We start from the raw sequence: 25,232 nt of genomic DNA, 5'->3' as shown, positions 1-25,232 counted from the left end.
TGCTATAATATGGATAATCTAATAAAAGGAGCGTTTTCATAATGATTCAATGGTACTATTCGCTTTCCGTGCGCAATAAGCTGCTGATCACTTCCTATCTAAATTTAGTAGTATTTGCCCTCATTATGCTTCTCATTTTATCAGTATCTGGCGGCTCGATTTTTGCAGGCATACTCGTTACGATCATTATGGCAGTCGCTACGCTCCCGTTCGTTTCTTTTATTGAAAAATCCATTAATAATTCCTTCGACGAGATTAAAGGAACCGCATTACGCATATCCAAGGGTGACTTCACCCAAAAAATTGACACCAACTCCTCTTCCGCATTAGGTGAGCTGGGACATTCCTTTAATAGCATGATTGATAAGCTTCGCGAAATCCTTACGGAAACGTTCAACATTATCCGTCACGTATCCGATACGAGCCACAGCATATTTGACAAAAGTAATAATATCCAAATCGCCATGCAGCAGGTGGCAGCGTCTGCCAACGAGCTTGCAACCGGAGCAAATGAAATTTCCGAGGATGTATCGGATATGAGCGAGTCCATTACCGAGATCGAAGATAAGGTTTCCGACTATGCCACTTCTACCAAAGAGATGAACACTCGCTCTGAACAGACACTTCAGCTTGTTGACAAAGGCATGAAAGCTCTTGATGTACAAGCAGATGGCATGCGCCGCAACGTTGAGGCTACGGAGAAAGTATCTGCTACAATTGAGGATCTTGCCCGCAAAGCACAAGGTATTAGCGCAATTACAACAACGATTTCAGATATAGCAGAACAAACGAATCTCTTGTCTTTGAACGCTTCGATTGAAGCCGCAAGAGCAGGCGAGCACGGCAGAGGCTTTGCTGTTGTTGCGCAGGAGGTTCGCAAGCTGGCCGAGGAATCAAGCGCCTCAACAAAAGAAGTATTTAATTTAGTGAAGAGCATTGACGAAGGCATCAAGCAAGCCATCCGAAATATGAAGACTAACGAAGAGGTCGTCAAGCTGCAAACCGAGCATATTAAGGAATCCGAAGTCGTCTTTTCTGAAATTGTTGAAAGCGTTCAATTCATTACCGATAAAATCTATGTATTCTCCCAGGAAAGCGATGCGATGCTTGAAAGCGCGCGAAAAATTTCCGGAGCGATTCAAAATATTTCCGCGATTACGCAGCAATCTGCTGCGGGAACCGAGCAAGTATCGGCTTCTATGAACGAGCAAATCGCATCCGTGCAAGCGGTCGTCGAAGAGACCGAGCGTATGCGTACGATGGCAGCCCAACTGCTCAAAACGATTAGCGTATTTAAGATGAAATAATCATATGAATGGCTTCTATAGCAAAAGACCATGATCCTCCGTATAACTGCGGTGGGATCATGGTCTTTTTTTTAAGCTTGCTGCTTTGATCGATAGGCTGCACGCTGCTTCTTGCGCTCATCTTCTTTGAGTCTAGGGCATGTAAAGCAATAATAACCGCCGTCAACAAGATAATACAAGCAGCAAGCCGCTTTCATTCTAACTTGGCTTTCTGGGTCGCCTAGCGATTCCGTCATGCGGAATTTGACGTCGAACGGATTTTTGCTTCTGCCGAAGATAGCTCCATCCAGCGATTTCACAAGCTCAAAGTTCTTAACAGCCAGCTGCTTTACTTGCTCGCTTTCTTCTCCATTCATAAGCCGATCGTAGCCATAAGCCAGAGAGGTTGGAAGCTGACTCCAGAGCATGCCTGCCTGCAATGTTCCGACCTTGGCTATCGATTCAAATACAGGGCGAACAGTCTGCTCGAAAAAAGCGATAAGCGTATTTCTCGTCCACTCCCCATCATCTGATTCTCTAGACGCAGCTATTAGGTCAATGTTATGCATAAGGAAGGAGGTTGCATAATATTCATGCTCATTATAGGCAGCCTTATAAATTTGAACAGTCAGATTGCGAAGTGATAAGTCCGGTACTTTGTTCCAAGCGGAAAGCATATAAAGCAGTCCAAGCATCGGTCCTCTAAACCAGCTTGCCATATATACTTCTCCTACAGAGGGGTCTGTTCCTTTTACCAATGGCGTATTTAGCTCTAACAATGACTTCATTTTGTTCTCATCCAGCAAATCCGATGCAGGACAGCTGAATACGAGTTTTTCCGGCTTGCTAGCCGTTAGATCATAGCTGCTCTCCAGCAGCGCAACCATAGCGTCATTCATCGATTTACTCGCCCTCTCTTGTCAGACCATGTACAATAATTAACTATATTATTATACAGTGAATGACAATGATTATCAATTAGGCTTGGACATCGTAACGGTCAGCTCGCCAAGCTTCTCGATTTGAACCGTAACTTTGTCGCCGGATTGCAAGTAAACGCGCTCATCTCTCGGATATCCGATCACTACGCCTTCAGGAGTTCCTGTTAAAATAATGTCACCTGGAACGAGTGTCATATGCTTAGATATGTAGCTAATGATCTCTCGGCAAGAGAATATCATGTCCGCTGTATTGGAATGCTGCTTTTGTATGCCATTCACTCTGCAGAAGATGGAAAGTTGATCAGGATTCGGCACTTCGTCAGCTGTAACAAGGTATGGCCCAATCGGCGCAAACCCATCACAGCTTTTGCCAAGCATCCACTGAGAGGTGCGGCGCTGCAAATTGCGAGCCGACAAGTCATTAGCACAGCTATAGCCAAAAACATAGTCAAGCGCATCAGCTTCATCGATGTTTTTGGCTGTTTTTCCAATAATGATCGCAAGCTCGGCTTCATAATCCACCTCGTCGCTGGTGTTCGGCAACTCTACAAAGTCGCCGTGAGCGCTTAGCGCATTAGCAAACTTGTTGAACAAGATCGGCGAGGTTGGAATTTCTGCTTTTGTTTCCTCAGCATGCTTGCGGTAATTCAGACCTACGCATATGATTTTTTGCGGATTCGTAACGACTGGTGCAAATGATAGCTTGTCTTCCTCAAGCAAGCAGGAACGTTTTGATTCATCTAATACAGACTTGATCACAGCTGTAAGCTGAGCAGCTGTCTCATCGCCGCCTGCCATAGCTTCATCAATCGTTTGCGGAGCAGCTATTCCAAAAGCTTGTGATGCAGACGCTACATCGATAATCCCTTCCTCAACCTTAACGCCAAGCCTCAATTGATTTGAATGCTTATAGTGCAGCAGCTTCATTTAAGCGCTCTCCTTTGTTTGGCAAATAGAATCTGTATTTATCTTAAGCTTCCGCTTTTTTAATGTAAAGCGCATGAAAGGCAAACACATGGGAATAATAGCGGCACGTCTCATTTAATTTTGACTGCGAGGACTGATAAAGCGTGTGGAATGTTGTATGCAAAATGGGGATAACTACAGTTGGCGCTGCTTTAATAGGTTTCTTGCTTCTGAATATGACAGCAGGCTCCTCTATCGCATCTGCCAACGGAAAGCAGATAATAGCGGCACATCATCCATCCAAACAAGGTAAGAAGCGACGAGCAGCGGACATGTCATGGGTCAAGCTGAACAAGCAGTTTCCGAGCGCCTTTCTCACCAACGGACCGCGCCATGCGAAGCGAGTTGCATTAACGTTCGATGACGCTCCTGATCCTAGATACACGCCAGCAATATTAGATGTATTAGCCCATTATGATGTTTGCGCCACCTTTTTTGTTGTTGGAAATCGCGCCTCCAAAAACCCTTCGATTGTAAAACGAATACATCATGAAGGTCATATTATTGGTAATCACTCATACAACCATGCCGTACTGTCGACCCTTACCTTAAACAATTACCAAAAACAAATTTGGAGCACTGATGCAATTATCAAAAGCATTGTTGGCTATTCCCCTCACTTCATCCGTCCGCCCTATGGCGAATTGCTGCCGCAGCAGGTGAGATGGAGCAAACAAGCAGGGTTTACCATTGTGAATTGGGATGTGGATTCGATCGATTGGAGAAACAACCCAAGCAGCGCGGCGATTATGCAAAATATAAAAAAAACGCTTCAACCAGGATCAATCGTGCTTCAGCATGCCGGCGGCGGGTCAGGCCAAAATTTATCAGGTACGATTAACGCTTTGCCTAAGCTTATTCAACTTCTCCAAAGCAAAGGCTATGAGCTCGTGACGCTGCCTGAGCTTATCGGACAAGCTGCAGCCCGCTAAATCAACAAAAAAAGAAATCCGCTGATTGAAGCGGATTCCTTCTAGTCGAATTATTCTAAAACAAACACTTTAACGTTTTGGATGCCAAACGACCTCGCTTGGCTCGTAACGCCTGGAACAAATATATCGATACGATTGCCTTTAATAGATCCTCCGATATCGGTTGCAGTTGCAGCCATACCGCCTTGCGGCAAGCCGTTGTAATCATATCCGGTAACATAAAGTTTTGTTCCCAGCGGTATCATCTTAGGATCAACAGCGACTGTCCCTACCTTAAGCTTATCGCCAAAATAGTCGACTGCGCCCCATTTCCCATTCTCCGATGCTGCTGCAGTGTAAGCAGTAGCTTGTACGATTAAAGCTTTGGAGTAATCGTATTCTTTGCCATTCATGGCTTTGATTGTCTTCGTGGAATCAGCGGCGGATGCTGCCAGCTTTTCCTGTTTCTTGGCTGCTGATGCTTCTGTAGTTATAGTTGTAGTTGGAATGTTTAATTTTATGCCTTTATATAAATTAAGCGGATCGACTTTTGGGTTCGCTTCCATTAATGTATCCAATGGAACGCTATATTGCTTGGATAGCTTCCAGAATGTATCATTGTCAGTCGTAGTATGTGTTTTTGAAGCTGCATCAACCGTTCCAGCCGCCATCATGACGGATAATCCAATTACTGCTGCTGCCATTGTTCGTTTTTTAAACATCGGGAAATCCTCCTGTGCACTTCCGACGTTTCACAACCTCGGCAGCGTTATTGTAAAAGAATAGTTAAGGGCGACAAGTGCCCTTAACCTTAACCATTTCATTCATTAGTTGATTAATATTAACCAGTAAATTCTTGTACCCATTCGCCGTTCACATAACCAACACCGATTTTAGTGAAATTAGCGCTAAGAATGTTCGCGCGGTGACCGGCACTGTTCATCCATGCTGTCATAACCTCTTGCGGTGATCTTTGACCGGAAGCAATATTCTCACCAGCGTAGGAATAAGTTACTCCGAAAGAACGCATCATATCAAAAGGCGATCCGTAAGTCGGCGATGTGTGGCTGAAATAGTTGTTTACATCCATGTCTCTTGCTTTCTCAGCAGCTACTTTCGTAAGCAAAGCATCGCTTTTCAAAGCCGATAATCCAGCCTTCGCGCGTTCTTGGTTTACTAAGTCAACGACTTGAGTTGTGAATGTGCTTGCCGTAGTACCACTTCCCGTATTGCCGCCAGTCGTTGTTCCTGGTTTAGTTGTCGTGCCTGTTCCTGTGCTAGGCTTCGTTACTGTGCCAGTACCTGTGCTTGGTTTTGTCACTGTACCAGTACCCGTGCTTGGTTTAGTTACTGTACCAGTGCCTGTACCAGGGGTCGGCTTAGTCGTTCCAGCATTTCCATTAGATCCGCCTTGCGTTGGCATTTGAATCGTACCGCCGTTCAGAAGCTTGCTAATATCTATACCATATTTATCTGCGATCTGTTTAAGCATATCTTGGTTAATCGTGCCTACAGGGCAGTTCTGAAAAGTGGAGTAAGTTTTCACAGCCGGTGCTGCACCTGCGGTTGGAGCCGTAAAGCCTACGCCTGCGCCAATTACTGTTGCTGCTAGTATGCCTGCGACACCTACACGTATTGGTTGCATCTTCATGAATAATTCCTCCTATAATAAGATAGTTTTTTTTAACTAAACGTCTGTGGGCTGAAGCTTTATTCAGCGGCACGTTCGTTTTGTTTGCGTGTTGTTCTTCCTGACGCCACCTATCTTACCATGGGGTTTTTGCTGTTTCATGACACAAAAACTGGGAAATGTCTAAAAACAGCTAGCAAAACAGCACCATTACAGCTTTATGAGAATATGCTCATTACTGTTATTAGCTGTTTTTTGCTCTTTTTATAGCTGTCCGCTAGCTTTTCGCAGCTCATTTGCCAGCCGATGGATTTCATCACGCTCCGTCTTCGAGCTGGCTTTGAACCATGCGGGAGACAGCCAAGTAGAGATGATTTTGTTAGCATCCTCTGGACTCATTTCAACATCCCTCCAATCACGAACGAGCTCTAGGAAGGAGACTTTATTAACCGAGCTGCCTGGGCATGTTTTGCCTGGATTCAATTCACGGTGAAACTTAACCTGAGCTTCAGAAAGCTTCCACATCGTCATAATACTGCTTGTTAGCTTCACAGACGTTGCCAGCTGCACACCCTCAAGCTTCTCGGCGCCAACATCAAAATTTCCGATCATTTCGAACATAAAGGGATGAGTGCGATCGTTATCCGAGTCATTATAGCCGACCGCAGATGCTGGCGCTGTCAGCAATGATCGGCCTTCCCATATATAGCCATCCGGGTCGATGGTCGCATGCTGCGCAATGTCGCCCCAGTTTTGCGTAATCGTATGAAATCGCCACATCGCTTGAATGATCTTCATTTTGTTTGTCGCTTTGCGATAATCCGCAATCGTCGGCTTCCATGTTCCATGCACATGAACCTGCGAGAACTTTACCTTTGACACGAATGGCTTCAAATAATCCATATACTCCGCATACGTGAACCTGCGGAAGTTTTTGCGTTCTACGGCCATCATGCATCGCTCCCTTTGAGAAAATCATTGCAACATCATATGCATCCTGCAACAAGCCCGAAACGGCAGACAAGCAAAAAAAGCAAGCCGCGGGGAATATACCCGTAGCTTGCTTCCTATTATTGCGGATAGGCGCTGACAGCCTCGTTACCTGCTGCCGAGCTTCACGTTGCCAACCTCAGACCTAATGTCAATTTGAATATCGCCGCTTCCAATTTTGCCGTCTACATTCCGTTTGGAATCATTGTTATCGGTTAAGCCAGCCCATTCCACCTTACTGTTTCCAACATCTTTCTGTATACGAATCGCTGCTGATTCTGGTTGTTTATCTACATTAATGGTTACATTGCCCGTATCGGATTGCAAAGCAATATCATTGCGAAGCTCTTCATTTTCTATGCGAATGTTGCCGGTGTCTGTTTCGCCTTTGATGCTGCCTACTCCGTCCGTAAAGGTAACGTTGCCGGTATCTGTCTCAAACACGATGTCATTAAAGCTATAATTCGATACTTTCAGATTGCCGGTATCCAACTTCACGTTGAATTGGTCTGCTTTCAGCTGATCGATAGAAATATTGCCGGTATCCGTTTTGATATCGACGGTATCCCACAGTTTCTCAGGCAGCTCGACCGTCAGCTTTAGATTAATAATTGAAATGCCAAAGGTGAAATTGTTTTTTGTGTTACCTTCAATATAGAGGGTATCGCCCTTTGAATCAGCCGTAAACACAATTTTATCATTATATTTTTTGCTGGCGCTGCCTTCCAGCCGCAATTGAATATCATCTGTCGTTCCACGAACAAACGTGACATTAAACGTATCGGTTTCTGCATGAATAGATTTAATCGCTGACGCATCAACCGTCTTTTCCTGCAAATAGGGGTCGCCTTTAAATTTCATCAAATCATTTTTATTAAAAACAAAAAACGCGCAAAGTACTCCAACGCCAAGCATGATTAAAGCAAGAGCTGCCAGCTTCTTCATTTGTTATTCCCCTTTACAATTCTTGTGTTGAACTTCAAATATTTCAAAGTCATTTTATAGAAGGATGCTGTTAATGCCTTTAAGCCGATGATGAGCAAAATCGTAAGCGAGCTTGTAATCAAGCCCAGCGTCAAAGCCTGAGGAAGCGTAAACGTTCCGTTCCACATACTCTCTACGACGATTCCTACGCCAGCAATCCCAAGCGAAGCAGCTGTCGCCCATAATGCGAGGAGTACGGCAGCCAAGGCCAAGTATGGACCTAATATGAAAATAATATTGAATAGTCCAAGGCTAACCGTTGCGAACACAGCACGTGACAGCTTGCCGAAGCTGTTGTTCGTCTCAGCCTGGCCTACCCGGTAGCCAAGCAGCAGCTCATTGGCAATCATTCTCGGATCTCCCAGCTCGCGTGCTGCATCCTCTTCGCTCTGGCCGTTTTCAACCGCTTGTTGAAAATGAATGTAATAATCGTATAACCATTCCTTGCGCTGTGCCTCCGGTATTTTAAATAGCAAACTCTCTAGCTCCAACATATATCGATCTCTTGTCGTCATGGCTTTAATCCTTCCTCTACGATTTCGTTAACTGCACTTGTGAAATTTTCCCATTCTGCGATTAAGTTTCGCATATGGCTCCACCCTTCTGGTGTTAAATGATAGTACTTTCTCGGGGGACCTTCATTTGATTCCTTCAAATAGGTCGAGAAGTATCCATCCTGTGTCAATCTGCTCAATAGCGGATAGACGCTGCCTACTGCTACTTCGAATTTTTCGGAAATTTTGACTGCCAGCTCATAGCCGTAACGATCACCTCTAGTTGCCAGCACTAGCACGCAAATTTCAAGCACGCCCTTTTTAAATTGGATGTTCATTTCTTGTCCTCCATTAGTGAAATCGAGCTTATCAGCCTCGTCTGCTCCGTTATAAAACATAACTTAGTATTCACTATTATAGTATAGCGTTGCGCAAATATTTGCTGTTTTGTATAATTTACCACATGCTATTCTACAATGCAAGATAGTGTGCAAAAAATAATACCTCCGGGCTTCCGGCTCACGCCAGTTCCACGGAGGTATTGAATAGCATTAGTTCACGCTAATGAACTTGCCTGTCGCTTGCGATTCGAATGCGCACAAAATAACTTTGAGCGAAGCACGGCCGTCTTCACCGCTTACTGCAGGCGTTGTATTCGTAAGAATGCTTTCTAGGAAAGCATCAACCACGCCGCTAGTCTCCTGCTTGTCATTCGTCGAGATAGCGCCAACCTTATGCTTCTCAACTGTACCGTTGCGCAGTTCAACGATCACTTGATCGTCTGGATGCGTACCGATTTTCATTACGCCGTTCTCGCACCATAGAATCGTGCTGTTGTCCTCGCCTTTGTAGTAAGTCCAGCTCGCTACCAGCGTTCCGATAGCGCCGCTCTTCATGCGTAGCAAGCAGGATGAATTATCGTCTACTTCGGTGCCTTTTTTGTCAAGCGTACCTACAAAACCAGCTACCTCCGAAACCTCATCGTCAAGCATCCAGCGGATAAGATCGGATTTGTGAACGCCAAGGTCGCCCATTGCGCCCATAATCGCTTCCGGCTTGCGGAAGAACCAGCTGTTTGCGCCATCAATGCTCCAGCCGTCTGGACCAGGGTGACCGAAGGATGTGCGGAATGTCAGTACTTTGCCAAGAATGCCTGATTTCAATACTTGCTTAGCTTTAACATGCGGCGGCATAAAGCGTTGGTTGTGGCCAACCATTAGATGAACGCCGTTTTTCTTAGCAGCCTCGATCATCGCTTCTGCTTCCTCGTCTGTTACGGCCATTGGCTTCTCAACAAGCACGTGGGCGCCAGCGTCAGCTGCAGCAATGGACATAGGGGCGTGCAAGGCATTTGGCGTACATACGCTTACCGCATCCGGCTTGATCTCTGCCAGCATCGTTTCGAAATCTGCAAAGGCTTTGCCTCCGTGCAAATTTGCATAAAGCTCAGCGCGCTCAATAATTGGATCTACGAAAGCAACAAGCTCAACATTCTCATGAGCCGCATATTCCGGAATGTGACGATATTTAGAAATCGAACCGCAACCAATAACTGCTACACGAACTTTTGACATAATGATTTTTCCCCTGTCTATTCTAAATTAGTTTATTTGCTTAAAAAATTCGTTTTCATCCATTCCATGCTTTCCGCCACAGCTTCAAGCGGCGGATTTGCGCATGTGTCCTGCTCAACGATAAGCCATTCAACGGATGCTTTAGAAGCAGCTTCAATGATTGGCAATAACGGCAAATCGCCGCGGCCAAGCTCAACGGTATCGATTTGCTGGCCTTTCTCGCCGCCGCGGAAATCCTTCAAGTGGAGAAGCGGCAAACGGCCTGCGTATTTTGCAATATATGCAATCGGATCTACACCGGAATACTGCACCCAGCCGATATCCATTTCAACCTGCAAGTATTGCGGGTCGATACGCTCATACATGGCGTCAAAAACGATTTGACCATCAATTTCCACTTCAAATTCGAAATCATGATTATGGTATGCGAATGTAATGCCCGCTTCACGGAAACGCTTTCCATACTCTTCAAATTTTACGAGATGGCCGCGAAATGCTTCCGTATCGCGAGCGTCAGCTGGAAGCCAAGGACAAATCGCATATTTTGCACCGATCGTTTGAAGATAAGCGATTTCTTCTTCAAGGTTTCCTTCAAGCAAATGCAAGCCGATGTGGCTTCCGATTGCTTTCAGGTTCAGCTCTTGCAGCAGGTCGCGCATCGCTTCCGCCTTGATATCTCCGTAGCCGGCAAATTCTACGCCTTCATAGCCCATTGCGGCAACCTTGCGAAGCGTGCCTTCAAAATCCTGCGCTGTAGCGTCGCGTAATGTGTACAACTGCAAGCCAATATTCATTCTTGTCATGTGAGCTGCACTCCCTTATATTTTTTATTTTGATGTATTTGATTTTGCTTTATGCCTTTCATTATATCGTCAGTTTCATGTGAAAAACAGTTGTTTTATTAGTCTTTTCTTATGCGATTTTGGTCAATGCCTATTTTAAGGGCTAAAAAAAGAGAAGCAGCTCAGAGTTAACCAACAAAGGGCTGTGACTGAGCTGCTCTTGTTCATTAGATGTTAATCGTAAATGCCAATGACTTGGAACCCGAAGACAGCTTAGCACTATTGCCGCTTATTTCGGCTTCCGTGCCTTCTACGGATACGATATCTCCAAGACCTTTCAGCGCAATCGTGAAAGGTTTGCCGCTGCCGTCTACTTTGATCGAAATCGCGCTGCCTTGACGGCTTGCCGTTACCGTAAGCTCAGTTGCGCCTTTTACATCGCGAACCATCGTTGCAGCCGTCTTGCCGTCCTCGAAATTATGAAGCTCTAGCAACACGCCGTCGGCATAGTCATAATCCGGACGAACATCATTTGCTCCAAGCGCAATAATCGAGTTCGGACGAACAAATAACGGTAAGCTGAAGAAATCATATTTCTCTTTGCGCCATGATCCGCCCTCTACGATTTCACCGGAGAGCAGATGCGTCCATTTGCCCGCTGGCAAATAATAAGTGACATGGCCTTGCTCATTAAAGATTGGAGCTACAAGCAAAGAATCACCCAGCATATATTGGCGATCAAGAATTTCACTTGTTGGATCTTCAGGGAATTCAAGCACCATCGCGCGCATCGAAGGCAAGCCAAACTCGGTAGCTTGAACAGCTGTATTAAACAAGTATGGCATAATGCGGCATTTCAGCTTCGTGAAGAAGCGCGTTACATCTACCGCTTCGGTATCATATGCCCAAGGCACTCGGTACGATTTGCTTCCATGCAGGCGGCTGTGGCTCGACAGCAAGCCAAAGGCTAGCCAACGCTTGAATACATGATCAGGCGCCGTATTTTCAAATCCGCCAATGTCGTGGCTCCAGAATCCAAAACCAGAGATTCCGAGCGATAAGCCGCCGCGAAGACTTTCTGCCATCGACTCGTAATCGGCATAGCAGTCGCCGCCCCAGTGAACAGGGAATTTTTGGCCGCCGGCAGTAGCGGAACGGGCGAACAAGGCCGCTTCGTTTTTGCCAAGCTTCTCTTCCAGCACTTCAAATACAACTTTATTATAAAGCTGCGTGTAATAGTTATGCATTTTCATTGGATCTGAGCCATCTGAATACACAACATCCGTAGGGATACGCTCGCCAAAATCGGTTTTGAAGCTGTCTACGCCCATGTCTACTAGCTCACGCAAATAGCTCGCATACCACTCGCAAGCAGCCGGGTTCGTGAAATCAACTAGCGCCATGCCTGGCTGCCACAAATCCCATTGCCATACGTCTCCGTTTGGTTTTTTCACTAAATAGCCGTTTTGCTTGCCTTCCTCGAACAAGCGCGAGCGCTGCGCGATGTAAGGATTGATCCATACGCAAATTTTAAGTCCTTTTGCTTTCAAGCGTGCAAGCATGCCGACTGGGTCTGGGAATACACGCTCGTCCCATTTGAAATCCGTCCAGTGGAATTCGCGCATCCAGAAGCAGTCGAAGTGGAATACATGCAGCGGCAAGTCGCGCTCTGCCATGCCGTCAACGAATGAATTAACCGTTGCTTCGTCATAATTAGTCGTAAATGATGTCGTCAGCCATAGACCAAACGTCCATGCCGGCGGCAGCGACGGCTTGCCTGTCAAATCGGTATATTTGTTAAGGACATCCTTCATGCTAGGACCGTCGATAATGAAATATTCGAGTGATTCGCCTGTAACGCTGAACTGTACTTTTTTCACTTTCTCCGAAGCGATCTCAAACGATACGAGCTCGGGATGATTGACGAATACGCCGTAGCCCTTGTTCGTGATGTAGAAAGGTACGTTTTTGTAAGCTTGCTCGGAGCTTGTGCCTCCGTCTTTGTTCCAAAGATCGACGACTTGACCGTTTCTTACGAACGGCGTAAAGCGCTCGCCTAGGCCATAAACCCATTCGCCAACACCAACATCCAGTTCCTCGCGCATGAACGTATTGCCATTGTTCTCTTTAATGTAAGCCATCGATTTTTGCGTGCTGCCCGTAATGCGCTCGCCGCCGCGGTAGAAATCGACTGCCCATACCGGGCCTTGACGTATATGAACGCTTAGATTGCCGCTTGTAAGAACGGCCTCGTTTTCGTTTTCTTCAATAACTACATGATCGCCGGTTTGCGAGGATAGCTCGAATACCGGACCGCGTTCCACGACGCCTGCGTTATGCACGAGCTTAACACCGATGATGCCTGGCAGCGGAGAATGAAAGTGAACCGTCAACAGCATCGTATCCAGCATATTTGAACGCGTTACGATGGGCTGCGGAGATGCATAAGCCGTCAGCTTGCCTTCATTTTGCTCAAAATCATGTACCTGTACCGCTCCTAATACTTTGTATTCATCACGAATGAGCCAGTTGCCGTCTGTAAATTTCATGGACTGAACCAACCTTCCTGTTTTGTTTATTTGCTTTCCTGCATAATTGCATTATACTGATAGTTAATCGAACTAATCTAACAAAATCATGCTCATCTATAGCACTATTCTGACGAAATGCCTCTCTGGGAGCCATTCATCATGAATCAAACATAGGAGGCACTTGCAAAATGGATCAAACAATACGTCATGCTTTAAAGGAAGACCGTCTTCATGGCGACAACATGTTCCCGCTTGCAGCCTATTGGATTGAACATCATGAAGCCGGTGTCCCCGTTCTCGATTGCCACTGGCATGCTGAAGCTGAATTTTTTTATGTGCTTGAGGGTGAAGTACTCTTTCAGGTAGATACCGATTATTTCCCTGTCCGGGCAGGCGAGGCCGTCTATATTGATGGAGGAGATATTCACGCTGGACATGCTCTTGGCGATAAAGCATGTTCGTTTTGCGCAATCGTATTCGATACGCATTTGCTTGCAAGTGCAAGTTACGATGCTGTGCAAGAACGCTATATTTCACCGCTTCAGGACAAGAAACGAACGTTCCCGAGACATATTCAGCCAAAGTCGGATTGGGAACGCGCGCTGCTTCATCATTTGCAAAGCATCATGAGCGTTTACGAAAGCCAGCCGCCCGGTCTTGAGACCGCGGTGAAGGGTCGCTTCTATTTGATGCTTCACGAAATCGCAGCTGTAGGTGCCTGCTGCAATCGCAGCGAGACGAGCACGGCAGACACAACTAAGATCGACAGACTGAAGAAAGCCATCGTGTATATGCAGCAAAACTTTCACAGACCCATCCGAATCGCAGAAATCGCCGATCAGATTCCGATGAGCGAGGGACAATTTTGCCGTTTCTTCAAGACGATGACCAGACAGACGCCAATCGAATATTTGAATGCTTATCGGATAAGGCAAGCGACCGAGCTGCTGCTCAGGCCCGAGCTCAAAATATCGGCGGTAGCACTTGATGTCGGATTCGATCACATTAGTTACTTCGTTAAAGTATTTCGCAAATTGATGAAATGTACACCTTCGCAGTTCCGCAAAAAACAGCTCGAAGCGCCGGAACGACGAATATGATGAGCAAATAAGCCGCATTTAGATGACTTTTTGACAAAAGTTACAGCTTTGTAACCAAATACTCACCGAATTTTAAGAATTATTTAATAATTGTCAGTTACACTTATAAAAAAAAATCCTTCGCGGGATGGAGGTCCATACTATGAAAACAATGCTGATATTCCAAAATAAATCGATACCTGTCTATTTAACCGATACGAATAAGCAAGCGATTGAGAAGCTGACCGCAGTGCTTAACCGCAAGCTGACTACAGGCAAAAACGCTTTAAAAACATGTATTAAATCTTTGATCAGCGTAGAAATTGTAGGCAGCGAGGCAACGCTTCATTCTTATTTTGAGCGCGACACGCTAACTATTTCTCTTTACTAAAACGGTCTTCGACTAAAACTAGCGATATGACTTTCGTCTGCTTAAGGCATTATGAATAATTCGCGGTGAAAAGCTTTCTAAATAGGGTGCCCCGTAGGATCTTCTCAGATCCTACGGAGCACCCTATTTGTTTTAACGTTAATAGTGAACTTTAAAGTTGTGTGCTTAACTTGCAGATTATATAATAGAGGCAAAACGAACGGAATGAGGAGCCTTTCCATGAATATCGAGGTTACGAGCCATAATATCAAATTTCTTGAATGCTTTTCATCGGATACAAGAATCAAAATCATTGAGCTGTTGAATATCAAGCCCATGAACATAAAGGATTTGGCAGAAGCGCTCGGCATCTCATCGGCTATCGTAACCAAGCATATTCAGAAGCTCGAGGAGGCTTTAATTGTTACGACCGAGAGCGTCCCAAGCACGAGAGGCCGCCAAAAAATTTGCCACTTGACGCTCGATTCCGCTACGCTGCAATTCCGCGTGAAGGAGAAAAAGGATCAAAATCGTTATGCCGTATCGATTCCGATTGGCCAATACTCCTCTTATGAGGTAAAGCCGACCTGCGGATTGTCGTCAGACACAAAAATAATCGGTATGGTTGACGACCCGCGCTACTTCTCTGATCCCGAGCGTATGAAAGCATGCCATCTCTGGTTCGGCAGCGGCTATATTGAATACCGTATCCCCAATTATTTGGTCGGCAAACAAGTCGTCAGAAGCATTTCAATCTCGCTTGAGATTTGCTCAGAAGCACCGCATTACAATGAAAATTGGCCATCTGACCTTTCTTTTTATTTGAATGATGTATGCTTAGGTGTATGGACTTGTCCAGGCGACTTTGGAGCGGTAAAGGGCGTATACACCCCGGCTTGGTGGGAGCTCGGAACGCAGCATGGCTTGCTTAAGCAGATCACTATCGACTCTGAGGGCTCCTACATCGACGGCATTCGGATGTCTGACCGGACCGTAATGGATCTTGCGGTTGAATACGGTGAAGATATCAGATTCCGCATAAGCGCACCGGAAACGGCTACCCATAGCGGAGGATTAAGCATGTTCGGCAAGCAATTCGGCAATTATGATCAGGATATACAGGTTTATATCGCTTATTAATGTTTAAGGCTTGATAAAACAGTATAAACCTTATGGCGGTTCGTCTCATTTATAACAATAAAGGAGCTGTCCCAAAAGTGTTCGCACGGAATGGGAACATCCCAATTCTGCTCGTTTACTTGTTCCTAACTATGAATTTTTTTACCAGTTAGCTAAGAGCCCTGAGCTCCTTAAAGTTACTTTTTACAGGCTTTTTCGCTTATTCCAGCGCTCATTTTTCTAATCCGTAAGTTTGAAATAAAAGGCTATCTCAAATCATTTACGTTTTTGTGGAGTTAACAGGAAAAGTTCCATCTATTTTCCTAATAAGACGTTCAGTTCGTTCCTTTAGCTGGAAAAACTCCCGTTAATCTGAGCACTTTCACCGAAATAGGGTCAAAAGCGAAATATTAACGGGAGAAAATCCATCTAAACCTGATTTTTACAAAAAAAACTTGAAATAGCTGACGTGTAGAGCGTTATCGTCTGCCCGTCAATCGAAGATAAAGAATGCTAGCTAAGCGAGCGCCGCTTCCAGTTGCCCGATAGAAATAGAATCGTGCCGAACCAACCGCAAATAGAAGCTATTATTAATAAAACCGACAAGGATACGCTAGTTGAGAGCGACGCACTGAGGATAGGCCCAAGTGTACCGCGAACACCGAACAGCATCAAATGAATCCCGAACACCATCGCCTCCCGGCCCGGCGCTAACCGGAACACAAATGCCAATATGCCGATATCCCAAATCGCTTCCCCGATTCCTTGAATCGCATTTCCTGTAATGACTGCAGCGTAGCTGCCCCATAATCCGTAGAGCATCGGCACGACTGCATACGCAGCAATACCGCAAAGCAGCGTATATTTAATATCGATCCGATCGATCATCCAGCCCGCAATCCAAAAGGTAAGCAGCAGCGCTGTAAAATAAGCGACCCGAGCATAACCAATTTGCACGTTGGTCAGCTCTAGCACAGCGACCTGAATAATTTGATAGAGAGGATTTGCTAGCATATTGCCAAAGCCTGAAAACGTAGTAGCCGCTAAAAAAACAGCAAGCGTTCGATTTTCTTTAATAAGCTTCCATTGCTCATGCAGTGGAAAACCGCCCTTTTTCAGAACAGCTGGCTTTGCTTCCGCCTTTTTGTCTGGCAGCTTTATCGTATTAAATAAACCTATTGACAGCAAGCCTGTAATAGAAGCCGCTATAAGCGGACCCGAAGGGCCAAACGCATCCGACCAGCTTCCGACAATGTAAGCGAGCGGAATCATGATGATCCCCATCGCTACACGCACGTAGCCCATCAATCTGCCCCGCAAGTCGGAAGGATACATTCGCGACACTAGCGCGGCATACGCAGGAGCCTGAATGCCCATCAACAATTGAAATAGAAGCGCCGCGATCACATATACGGATGGATAAGCAAAAAAAGCAGGCAGCAGCAGAAGCAGCCTTCCGATCGCATTCGGTATAATGACGAAAGGACGTGGATTATTCGCTTTCTCGATCCAATTCGCCCAATAGGGTGAAAACAATAGACCAACTGCTGGTGCAGCCGATAACAAGCCCACTTGAAAATTAGTTGCGCCCTGCTGAATCGCAAATGCAATGTAGAATTGATTCAGTACGACATTAAATAAGCTGAATAAACAGGATGCGCCTAGATCGATGCGGGCGTTTCGCCATACATTAACGCTCATTGGCATTCCGAATTTTAAAATGCGCGAGCTTGCTTTAGCCTCGGGTTTCATGTGGGCAGCTACCTTCTTCTTTTTTGTTTGTGAAAACGCTTTAGAGGACCCTTTGCACCGCAAAGGATCCTCACTTGCACTTCATTTGATTGGATATTACTACACTCCTCTCCAATTGTACAGCATTAGTTGGAAGGAGATTTTGCTTCTTTCGCCTAGCGTTCCTGCTTACGGTTCTTCCTAATACTCCGGTAGTATGATAGACTTTTTCTCAAACGGTTAAAGCCATTTTTCATATTAATTGGAGGGTACTACGTGAGTATAGCACTAGGAATTGATATTGGCGGCACAAAAATAGCATTTGGATTTGTAGACGAGCAGGGCTCGGTTATTGCCAAAGGCTCGCTCAAAACCGACCTTTCAGTCGGGCCGGACGAGATGCTTGCGAGAGTCGCCGACGAGGTCAAGCAGCTAGCCGAGCAAAACGGACTGTCGATTGAGACAGTAAAAGGTGTTGGCGTAGGTGCTCCTGGCCCGCTCAATACGCAAAAAGGCGAGCTTACCTGCCCGCCAAACTTAAAGAGCTGGTGGGGCTTCCCCGTCGTAGAAGCGCTTAAAGCACATTTGCCTCTTCCTATCAAAATGGAGAACGACGCAACTGCAGCTGCGCTTGCTGAGAAATGGATCGGGGCTGCGCAGGATTCGGATCATTTCATCTTCATTACGATAAGCACAGGAATTGGCGCCGGCATCTTCATGCACGGCAAGCTGCTAACCGGTTCAACAGGCAATGCGGGCGACGCGGGCTTCATGCTCGTGGATCAAGCCGGTACGCCATGGGAAGTGGTAGCTTCAGGAACAGCCGTTGCCCGTCAAGCGACGGAGCTGCTCGGCCGTGACGTTTCTTCCAAAGAAGCCTTTGAGCTGGCGGCGCAAGGCGATCCGCAAATGTCCGAGCTTGTGAACCGCGTGTTTACTTCAATCGGCATGGGCTGCGTATCACTCATCAATATACTCGATCCGAACAAAATCGTCATCGGCGGCGGCGTTTCGCAGGTCGGCGAACCGCTTTTTGCAGCGGTACGGGATTATGTATCCAAAAATGCGCTTAACCCTTCCGGCAGACAAGCTGCCATCGTTCCAGCACTGCTGCAGCAGGATGCAGGATTAATCGGCGCAGCCGCGCTGATTCAGCAAACGTACTAGTAAAAATAGGGCTGTTCTTCAAGGTTGCTATACCTTAAAGGACTGCCCTTTCTTATAGCTTGTTGCGATCATTAACAGCTGCTGACTTTTGCGCGCCGCCCCAGCGGGAAATTGATCTACAATGTAGATCTATTTTCACCAAACTAGCCCCATCCGCTGAAATCAGTCTAGAAAATAGACTTATTCCCGCGCGACTGCCCGCGATCAGTTGCAATTGCGCTGTGTTGTAGAGTGGATCTTCCTCACTTTTAATGCACTTTTAATACTAGCTCTGACGAAGACCGTTCAAATAAGTTTGGATTGTTGTTTTCAAGCTTTCATCAATGGCATAAGGCATCCCAAAGCCGCCCTTCTGCTCAATAGAAGCAAAGCCGTGCATAAAGCTTCGCAATCCCCGCACGATGTGTATGGACTGATCGCGATCAAGCTTATAATAGCTTAGCGTCTGCACTAATAGGTCAACCAGATGCTGTCCGGCAGCAGCATATTCAGCCTCATCGGCATCCGGCGAGCGCAAAGTCAGATCATATAGGCCCGGGTGCTTCCTTGCAAAAGCGATATATGCCGCAGCTATCGCATGTACGGCCTCATCGCCGATTTTATCATTTAGCGCTTCACTAATAGCAGCAGTCAGTTTCTTCAAGCCGTATACGGCAAGCTGAATACGTAATCCATTCAAGCCGCTCACGTGGTTGTATAATGAAGGAGAACGAACGCCAAGCTTCTGAGCAAGCGATGCAAGCGTCACTTCTTCTATGCCATGCTCATCCGCAATTGCCGCTGCCTCTTCCACGATGGTGACCAAATCCAGCCCTCTTCTAGGTGACAAGGCGAATCCCCCCTTTTCTATTTTGCCAAAGACCGTTCCGCCGCTTGAATCGCTTTCTCAATCAGACGCTGCGGCTGCAGCACCATGTTGCCATGTCCGGCCGCGAGCAGCGAAGGCTTCAAATCCCTTAATCGACGCGCTGTTACTAGACTTGTTCGTTTATCCCAAGTCGCCATTGCGGGAAAAGGAAACAACAGCTTCAGCTGTCCGGATACCGCCACGCCAGCGCGTGTTTGGAAGGCATCGCCAACGATCAAAATGTCGTTTCTCGTATCCAGAAATGCCATTGAGCCCGGCGTATGCCCTGGCGCAGCAACCGCGAGCAAGGAGCCAACACGATCACCGTCCTGCAGCAGAACATCCGGCTTCGTGCGAACCTTCTTCGGTACGCCGCCGCGAATCGGAGTGCTCGGCTCGCCCGGCTCAAGCGAACGATCTCCCTCTAGCAGCTTCGCATCCCTTTTGGATATGAACACCTGGGCTGCTGGAAGCCGCTCCTTTAATCCATCGAGGGCGCCGATATGGTCATCATGAGCATGCGTCAGCACAATTCGATTAATGGGCTTACCTAGCTGATCAGCTGCTTGAAGAATAGCTTTGATGTTGTTAGGCAGCGCTGCATCCACAAGCGTTAAGCCATCCTCTTCCTCAACCAAGTAGCAATTAACCGGAAACACATTTGGCAAATATGTCAGCTGTACCACCGTTTTCTCACGAGTCATTCTCATCCTAATCGGCCCCCTCAAATTAAAAAACTAATACCGTTAGTTTTATAATAAACTAATGGCATTAGTTTTTGCAAGCCCAAATTCAATTATTTGTTTTCGTTTAGGAGAAAAGCTTCAATTTCCGCCTTGTCAGGAATAGATGATTGAGCGCCGGCCTTCGTAACCGCGAGTGCTGCCGCAGCAGCGGCAAAGGATAAAGCTTGCTCAACAGGCAAGCCATCTGCGCTTGCTGCCGTATAGGCGCCAAAGAATGTATCGCCTGCTGCAGTCGTATCAACCGGCTTTACTCGGAAGGCTGGAATCGCCGCTGATTCACCCTGTTCATTTTGATAAAAGCAGCCCTTCTCGCCAAGTGTAATTATGACACTGTTTGTCCCCTTATCCAGAACCCACACCGCAGCCTCCTTGGCAGAGGAAATATCGCTTACCGCCAAGCCAGAGATGACTGCTGCCTCTGTTTCATTAATAATAAGGGTATGTATAAGAGGGAATACATGCTCTGGAATAGGCCTTGCGGGAGCAGGGTTATAAAATACTTTGACGCCGCTGCTGCTTGCGCTGCCCATCATGGATACATTCGTCTCCCATGGGATCTCATTTTGAAGCAGCACCGCATACACATCTGTCCAATTCCCCGCGCCTGCTGCCGCATCATCCGCCGTAAGCTGTCCGTTTGACCCCTCTGACAAAATAATATGGTTCTCGCCTTCTTCGTTTACCGTAATAATGGCGAAACCTGAAGTGCCTTTTTTCCGTAATACTTGATCTGTGGCAATTCCATTATTTTGCAAGGCATTAATTAGCGTCTCTGCAAAAGGATCCTCGCCTACGGCGCCGACCATAGCGCATTTGCCGCCAGCCCGAGCTGCCGCAACCGCTTGATTGGCACCCTTGCCGCCTGGAAAAAAAGAAGTAGCCGTACTAGGTATCGTTTCTCCCGGCAACGGGAAGTTTCTCACATTGCTGACGATATCCATATTGATGCTTCCAACGACAAGCAATTTTTTCATCAATCATTCAATCCCTTCCATGTTCGTGTTATCCCATTCGTAATGTTTCAAGCATGAAACTATTTTAACAGAAGGAGAAGATATTGACATGATTACCGCTTTTATCATTGGCTGTGAAATTGGTTTTTGGGTATTTGTGCTTGCCGGACTATTATTCCGCTATATTTTCAAATTAAAGCTGCTAGGCACCTTATTCCTATTAGCTACTCCTCTTATCGATCTGGCGCTCGTTATCGCAACCGTCTATGATCTGCGCGGCGGTGCTGAAGCTACGTTCGCCCACAGTCTGGCAGCTGTCTATATAGGCGTTTCCATCGCCTTTGGGCATCGGATGATCAAATGGGCCGATGAGCGATTCGCTCATCGCTTCGCTGGCGGTCCCGCCCCTGCTGGGAAGCCGAAATTCGGCGCAGAGCATGCCCGATATGAACGGAATGGATGGCTGCATCAACTTCTTGCATGGGCAATCGGTTCCATCATTTTGTACGGCATGATTAGGATGGTTGGAGATGCAGCGCGAACGGAAGCTTTATTTCATATGCTTCGTCTCTGGTCACTCGTGCTCGGCATTGATTTTCTTATTAGCTTCAGCTTTACGCTATGGCCGCGCAAGAATAAGGGGCTGTCTCAAAAGGACTAAACTCGCTAGGGAACTAGCTCGCTTTGAACAAAAGTGAAAAGATGGCGGTGCAGGGGTCATTCCTGTGCTGCCATCTTTCTATTTTGAGCTATCGATCCCAGCCAAATGGGGTAAATGATGAGCAAGCGGAAGAGTCGCTTCTAAGTGATAGGCCTTCCAAAATCTTCGATTATAACTAATCAGGCATGAGGGCGGTGGTGGAAATGAGAGCTTCAGCGGACAGAGGATCCGTTATTTTTCGAATTCAACGATTATTGTGGCGTTCGCGGACTCAGGTTCCGCTAATCACTCAAAAACCAATTTTAACCTCGTTTAAATGGAGATAACGGTTCTCCTGTCCGCTCTTTACAAATTCATGTGTTCCACTTTTCCATTAACACAGGCGTTCGGCTTGAAAATATTGGCGAGTATCCGCTGCTGTTATTGGAAAAAGGAAGCAGCACTCGCCTTTTCCTTAACGAGCATGCCGAGTCACATGATTTTATCCATTTACCGCACCTGAGAAGGGGATGTTCTCTTCGTTGTATGACTCGATAATTTCATGGAAGCACATACCTAATACCACACCTCTGTAAAGATATTATTTTCCATCATACTTGATTTTCAATTGGTTCTGGGAGTAATCATTAATTATAGTCAATAATTATTGCTCTTCCCTTCTATCGACTGCTAGCGAAGAAACACCTCTAAGCACTACTTGGAATATACAGAAGCATAGGCATTTATCCCACGCAAGCTTATTCTGACCAACTTCGCGGAACCAGTAAATTTTGCGAATTAAGAATAGGCACAAAGGAGTGTTTCAGGTTGAGCGAAAAATCATCCCACTACTTTGCCCGCGGCAATACTGCGCACGGAGCTCATTTTTTGTATCATTCAGCCTTTCATGGACTGAATAAGTTATTCGTCCTTACGGGTCCCCCTGGTACGGGGAAATCGACAGTCATTCGCAGCTTGGCGAATAGCCTGCTGGATAAAGGCCAGCATGTGCAATGCTTCCATTCCCCTCTTCGTCCCGACGAATTGGACGGCATCATTGCAACAGAATTGAAGGTTGGCGTTGTTGATAGGCGAGTCTGCGAAGGAATCCCGGAAAATGAGCCGAGTAAAATCATTTTTATCAACTTCGGGGAGGCGCTTGACAATAGCCGTATTTTTCTAGAGCATCTAGGAACAATCGAGGACCTTAACGGTAAGCTTGTTGATGCCTATGCAAAAGCATACGGATCGTTCTTAAGTGCATTGCGGATTCATGATGAATGGGAAAAATATTATATCGAGAGCATGGATTTCATTAAGGCAGACCAGATTGCGCAGAATTTGATTCAACAAATTTACACTGGCTACGAAAACGACACACCAACAATTGGGCGTCACTTGTTTTTTGGAGCTGCCACACCAAAGGGCGCATTTGATTTTATTCAAAGCTTGACCGCTGAGTTGGAGAGACGGATTTTCATCAAAGGAAGACCCGGTTCCGGAAAATCGACACTGCTAAAAAAACTTGCTGCCGCTGCCGAAAAGAATGGAATCGAAGTTCAAGTGTATCATTGCGGCTTTGATCCCAATAGTCTTGATATGTTAATTTTCCCGGAGCTCAGCACAGCTATCTTCGACAGCACCGCCCCTCATGAATACTTTCCTAATCGTGACGGAGATGAAATCTTGGATATGTATGCGCTTACCATGTCTCCCGGCATCGATGAAGCATATGCAGCTGAATTAGCCGCTATTAAAGAACGCTATTCAGCGAAAATGAAAGAGGCTACCTCCTATTTGGCGTTGGCTGAAGCCATCGATTCTCAAATGAAGACCATCTATGCAGCATCAACAAATTTTTCGATCGTAGAGGAACTTAGGTTGCAATTACAGTCACAATTAAATGAATTGCTCGGCCCATAACAGCATTTAAAATAAAGACGTCAACCAAAGCATTCTTTCTCTTATTGTCTTCACTGGGCTTAGCTTTCTTGTAAAAGCTAAAGCCCTTCAAGAGTGCTATTCAACGTTCAAGAGTGCTATTCAACGTTCAAGTCCCATTGCGCAGCGAAGGACTGCCTCTCGGCAGTCCTTCCGTTATTGAACTAACGTTATCCGCTATCGTAAATTTCAGCACGGTGCCTCGTTGATTAGTTCAACCCGCTCGTCTTGTCTTCATGTCTGCCTGTTAAGCCGACCGCCTGCCCTCTACCCGGCTCCGGCACTCGCGTGAGAATGACTATGCCTGCGATGAACAGGATGACGAGACTGAACACGCCCATGCTCGTGTTGCCGGTGAGCTGCGCGGTTACGCCGACGAGAAGGGGGCCTAGAACCGAAGCGAACTTGTCGAAAATATTATAAAACCCGAAAAATCGATTGGCGTTCTCCTTAGGCACCATCCGTGCGAAGTAAGACCGGCTCAGCGCCTGGATGCCGCCTTGCGAAGTGGCGACCAGCATCGCAAGCACCCAGAAATCGAACGCCGATTTCATGAAATACGCGTAGATACATACGATGATATAGACGCAGATGCCGACGTACAGCATGATTTTTCCCGAGAACCGATCTGCCAGACGCCCGTACAACATCGCGAACGGAGCAGCTACGACTTGCGTGACAAACAATATGATGAGCAGGTCGGTCGATTCGATGCCCAGATCGGTCCCATAGGCTGTGGACATCGTAATGATTGTCCCTACGCCGTCGATGTAAAAGAAATAAGCGAGCAAGAATAAGAAAATCGCACGATGCTGCTTGATTTGCTTTAATGTCTCGTAGAGACGCTTGAAGCTGTTAGCAACGATGCGAGGCTCGCGGTTCAAGTAATGCTTCTGTCGTACGTTGCGGAGCATGGGCAGGGTGAAGACGCCCCACCAGAGGGCCGTAATGAAGAACGCGATTTGGCTCGCCGCCGTGACGGAGATCGGCAGAACCTCTTGCTTAGCAAGAAGAATGATCGCGATGCTTATGATAAAAGGAATCGTGCTCCCTATATATCCAATCGCAAATCCGCGGGCAGACACTTTGTTCATTCGTTCGTCGTTAGTGACGTCCACGAGGAAGGCATCGTAGAACACATTGGAGCCCGCCGAACCGATCGCGATGAACATATAACAGAGGAGCAGCAGCTCCCAACTGTCGTTCGGAATAAACGTGAGCAGCGCAGTGGCGACGATGCCGAGCAAGCTGAAGCCTGCGAAAAACGTTTTTTTGAACCCTTGGTAATCCGCAATCGTGCCCAAGATCGGGCCTAACAGGGCAAGGATAAACGTTGAAATCGCAATCGTATATCCCAGGTAAGCCGTAGAATTTGTGGCGCTAATGCCAGCGTCCTCTGCCGCCGCTTTGTAGAAGAGCGGAAAGATGGCCGTCGAAATGATGATGGAGTAGGCGGAATGGCCCCAGTCGTACCACATCCAGCTTTTTTCTTCCTTCGAAAATGACCTCATAAACTTGGCCTCCTGAATGAACCGAATGCTCTTATTGTA

At 46.5% G+C, this 25,232-nt stretch carries 24 protein-coding genes; 8 read left to right on the top strand and 16 right to left on the bottom strand.

The genetic code is table 11. The features are described from left to right. Positions 1–41 precede the first annotated feature (41 nt). Entirely contained in the window at positions 42–1,307 is a 1,266-nt protein-coding gene (locus AC2TDN_RS01945; protein WP_484686845.1) for a methyl-accepting chemotaxis protein, read from the top strand. A gap of 71 nt (positions 1,308–1,378) precedes the next feature. On the opposite strand, the gene AC2TDN_RS01940 is transcribed toward AC2TDN_RS01945, so the two are convergent. Both AC2TDN_RS01940 and AC2TDN_RS01935 read right to left on the bottom strand, forming a co-directional pair. Beyond that, positions 1,379–2,185 carry a (2Fe-2S)-binding protein gene (locus AC2TDN_RS01940; RefSeq protein ID WP_484686844.1) on the bottom strand — a complete coding sequence of 269 codons (807 nt, stop codon included), beginning with the start codon at positions 2,183–2,185 and terminating at the stop codon, positions 1,379–1,381. A 75-nt stretch (positions 2,186–2,260) separates the two neighbouring features. Further along, the gene (locus tag AC2TDN_RS01935) at positions 2,261–3,154 is read right to left on the bottom strand and encodes a fumarylacetoacetate hydrolase family protein (RefSeq protein ID WP_484686843.1); all 894 of its coding nucleotides are present in this window, start codon (positions 3,152–3,154) and stop codon (positions 2,261–2,263) included. Positions 3,155–3,318: 164 nt separating this feature from the next. Between AC2TDN_RS01935 and AC2TDN_RS01930 the strand changes: the two genes are divergently transcribed. Next, a complete protein-coding gene (locus tag AC2TDN_RS01930) occupies positions 3,319–4,125 on the top strand; it encodes a polysaccharide deacetylase family protein (protein ID WP_484686842.1) in 807 nt (268 codons plus the stop codon). Between the two features lie 50 nt (positions 4,126–4,175). On the opposite strand, the gene AC2TDN_RS01925 is transcribed toward AC2TDN_RS01930, so the two are convergent. The 9 genes from AC2TDN_RS01925 to yicI form a co-directional block, all read right to left on the bottom strand. Next, positions 4,176–4,826, bottom strand: a complete 651-nt coding sequence (locus AC2TDN_RS01925) for a 3D domain-containing protein (RefSeq protein WP_484686841.1) — start codon at positions 4,824–4,826, stop codon at positions 4,176–4,178. A 119-nt stretch (positions 4,827–4,945) separates the two neighbouring features. Next, the gene (locus AC2TDN_RS01920) at positions 4,946–5,755 is read right to left on the bottom strand and encodes a CAP domain-containing protein (protein WP_484686840.1); all 810 of its coding nucleotides are present in this window, start codon (positions 5,753–5,755) and stop codon (positions 4,946–4,948) included. Between the two features lie 243 nt (positions 5,756–5,998). Beyond that, a complete protein-coding gene (locus AC2TDN_RS01915) occupies positions 5,999–6,688 on the bottom strand; it encodes a peptidoglycan recognition protein family protein (RefSeq protein WP_484686839.1) in 690 nt (229 codons plus the stop codon). Positions 6,689–6,832: 144 nt separating this feature from the next. After that, a complete protein-coding gene (locus tag AC2TDN_RS01910) occupies positions 6,833–7,669 on the bottom strand; it encodes a DUF4097 family beta strand repeat-containing protein (protein WP_484686838.1) in 837 nt (278 codons plus the stop codon). Continuing rightward, positions 7,666–8,223 (bottom strand): HAAS signaling domain-containing protein, encoded by a 558-nt coding sequence (locus tag AC2TDN_RS01905; protein WP_484686837.1) that lies wholly within the window; start codon positions 8,221–8,223, stop codon positions 7,666–7,668. Before AC2TDN_RS01905 ends, AC2TDN_RS01910 begins: the two co-directional genes overlap by 4 nt. After that, the gene (locus tag AC2TDN_RS01900; RefSeq protein WP_484686836.1) at positions 8,220–8,540 is read right to left on the bottom strand and encodes a PadR family transcriptional regulator; all 321 of its coding nucleotides are present in this window, start codon (positions 8,538–8,540) and stop codon (positions 8,220–8,222) included. Before AC2TDN_RS01900 ends, AC2TDN_RS01905 begins: the two co-directional genes overlap by 4 nt. Before the next feature lie 213 nt (positions 8,541–8,753). Then, entirely contained in the window at positions 8,754–9,776 is a 1,023-nt protein-coding gene (locus AC2TDN_RS01895; protein ID WP_482064984.1) for a Gfo/Idh/MocA family protein, read from the bottom strand. 32 nt (positions 9,777–9,808) lie between these two features. Further along, positions 9,809–10,579 (bottom strand): sugar phosphate isomerase/epimerase family protein, encoded by a 771-nt coding sequence (locus tag AC2TDN_RS01890; RefSeq protein ID WP_484686835.1) that lies wholly within the window; start codon positions 10,577–10,579, stop codon positions 9,809–9,811. A gap of 206 nt (positions 10,580–10,785) precedes the next feature. Further along, positions 10,786–13,107: an alpha-xylosidase gene (gene yicI / locus AC2TDN_RS01885; RefSeq protein WP_484686834.1), complete on the bottom strand. Its 2,322-nt coding sequence runs from the start codon at positions 13,105–13,107 to the stop codon at positions 10,786–10,788. A gap of 170 nt (positions 13,108–13,277) precedes the next feature. On the opposite strand from yicI, the gene AC2TDN_RS01880 reads away from it, so the two are divergent. From AC2TDN_RS01880 to AC2TDN_RS01870, 3 genes are all read left to right on the top strand, one after another. After that, positions 13,278–14,189, top strand: a complete 912-nt coding sequence (locus AC2TDN_RS01880; RefSeq protein ID WP_482064987.1) for an AraC family transcriptional regulator — start codon at positions 13,278–13,280, stop codon at positions 14,187–14,189. Positions 14,190–14,331: 142 nt separating this feature from the next. Next, entirely contained in the window at positions 14,332–14,559 is a 228-nt protein-coding gene (locus AC2TDN_RS01875) for a 3-dehydroquinate dehydratase (protein ID WP_482064988.1), read from the top strand. A gap of 219 nt (positions 14,560–14,778) precedes the next feature. Then, entirely contained in the window at positions 14,779–15,678 is a 900-nt protein-coding gene (locus AC2TDN_RS01870) for an ArsR/SmtB family transcription factor (RefSeq protein ID WP_482064989.1), read from the top strand. A 492-nt stretch (positions 15,679–16,170) separates the two neighbouring features. Here the strand turns inward: AC2TDN_RS01870 and AC2TDN_RS01865 are convergent, their stop codons facing one another. Beyond that, positions 16,171–17,409 (bottom strand): MFS transporter, encoded by a 1,239-nt coding sequence (locus AC2TDN_RS01865; protein WP_484686833.1) that lies wholly within the window; start codon positions 17,407–17,409, stop codon positions 16,171–16,173. Between the two features lie 255 nt (positions 17,410–17,664). On the opposite strand from AC2TDN_RS01865, the gene AC2TDN_RS01860 reads away from it, so the two are divergent. Continuing rightward, on the top strand, positions 17,665–18,555 hold the full coding sequence (locus AC2TDN_RS01860; protein ID WP_484686832.1) for an ROK family protein: 891 nt from the start codon (positions 17,665–17,667) through the stop codon (positions 18,553–18,555). A 265-nt stretch (positions 18,556–18,820) separates the two neighbouring features. Here the strand turns inward: AC2TDN_RS01860 and AC2TDN_RS01855 are convergent, their stop codons facing one another. The 3 genes from AC2TDN_RS01855 to rbsK form a co-directional block, all read right to left on the bottom strand. After that, positions 18,821–19,384, bottom strand: a complete 564-nt coding sequence (locus AC2TDN_RS01855) for a TetR/AcrR family transcriptional regulator (RefSeq protein ID WP_482064992.1) — start codon at positions 19,382–19,384, stop codon at positions 18,821–18,823. 17 nt (positions 19,385–19,401) lie between these two features. After that, complete coding sequence (locus AC2TDN_RS01850; RefSeq protein WP_484686831.1) at positions 19,402–20,112, bottom strand: MBL fold metallo-hydrolase; 711 nt, start codon at positions 20,110–20,112, stop codon at positions 19,402–19,404. An 86-nt stretch (positions 20,113–20,198) separates the two neighbouring features. Next, entirely contained in the window at positions 20,199–21,122 is a 924-nt protein-coding gene (gene rbsK / locus AC2TDN_RS01845) for a ribokinase (RefSeq protein WP_484686945.1), read from the bottom strand. Positions 21,123–21,210: 88 nt separating this feature from the next. Here rbsK and AC2TDN_RS01840 point away from each other — a divergent pair, with 88 nt between their 5' ends. Then, a complete protein-coding gene (locus AC2TDN_RS01840) occupies positions 21,211–21,762 on the top strand; it encodes a hypothetical protein (protein ID WP_484686830.1) in 552 nt (183 codons plus the stop codon). A 954-nt stretch (positions 21,763–22,716) separates the two neighbouring features. Beyond that, positions 22,717–23,664 carry a hypothetical protein gene (locus AC2TDN_RS01835; protein ID WP_484686829.1) on the top strand — a complete coding sequence of 316 codons (948 nt, stop codon included), beginning with the start codon at positions 22,717–22,719 and terminating at the stop codon, positions 23,662–23,664. A gap of 227 nt (positions 23,665–23,891) precedes the next feature. Here the strand turns inward: AC2TDN_RS01835 and AC2TDN_RS01830 are convergent, their stop codons facing one another. Further along, positions 23,892–25,193: an MFS transporter gene (locus tag AC2TDN_RS01830; protein ID WP_482064995.1), complete on the bottom strand. Its 1,302-nt coding sequence runs from the start codon at positions 25,191–25,193 to the stop codon at positions 23,892–23,894. Positions 25,194–25,232: the final 39 nt, after the last annotated feature.

The organism is Paenibacillus sp. Y660 (assembly GCF_057221575.1).
Note: the sequence above shows the minus strand (reverse complement) of the source record. Positions and strands in the feature narration are given on the sequence as shown.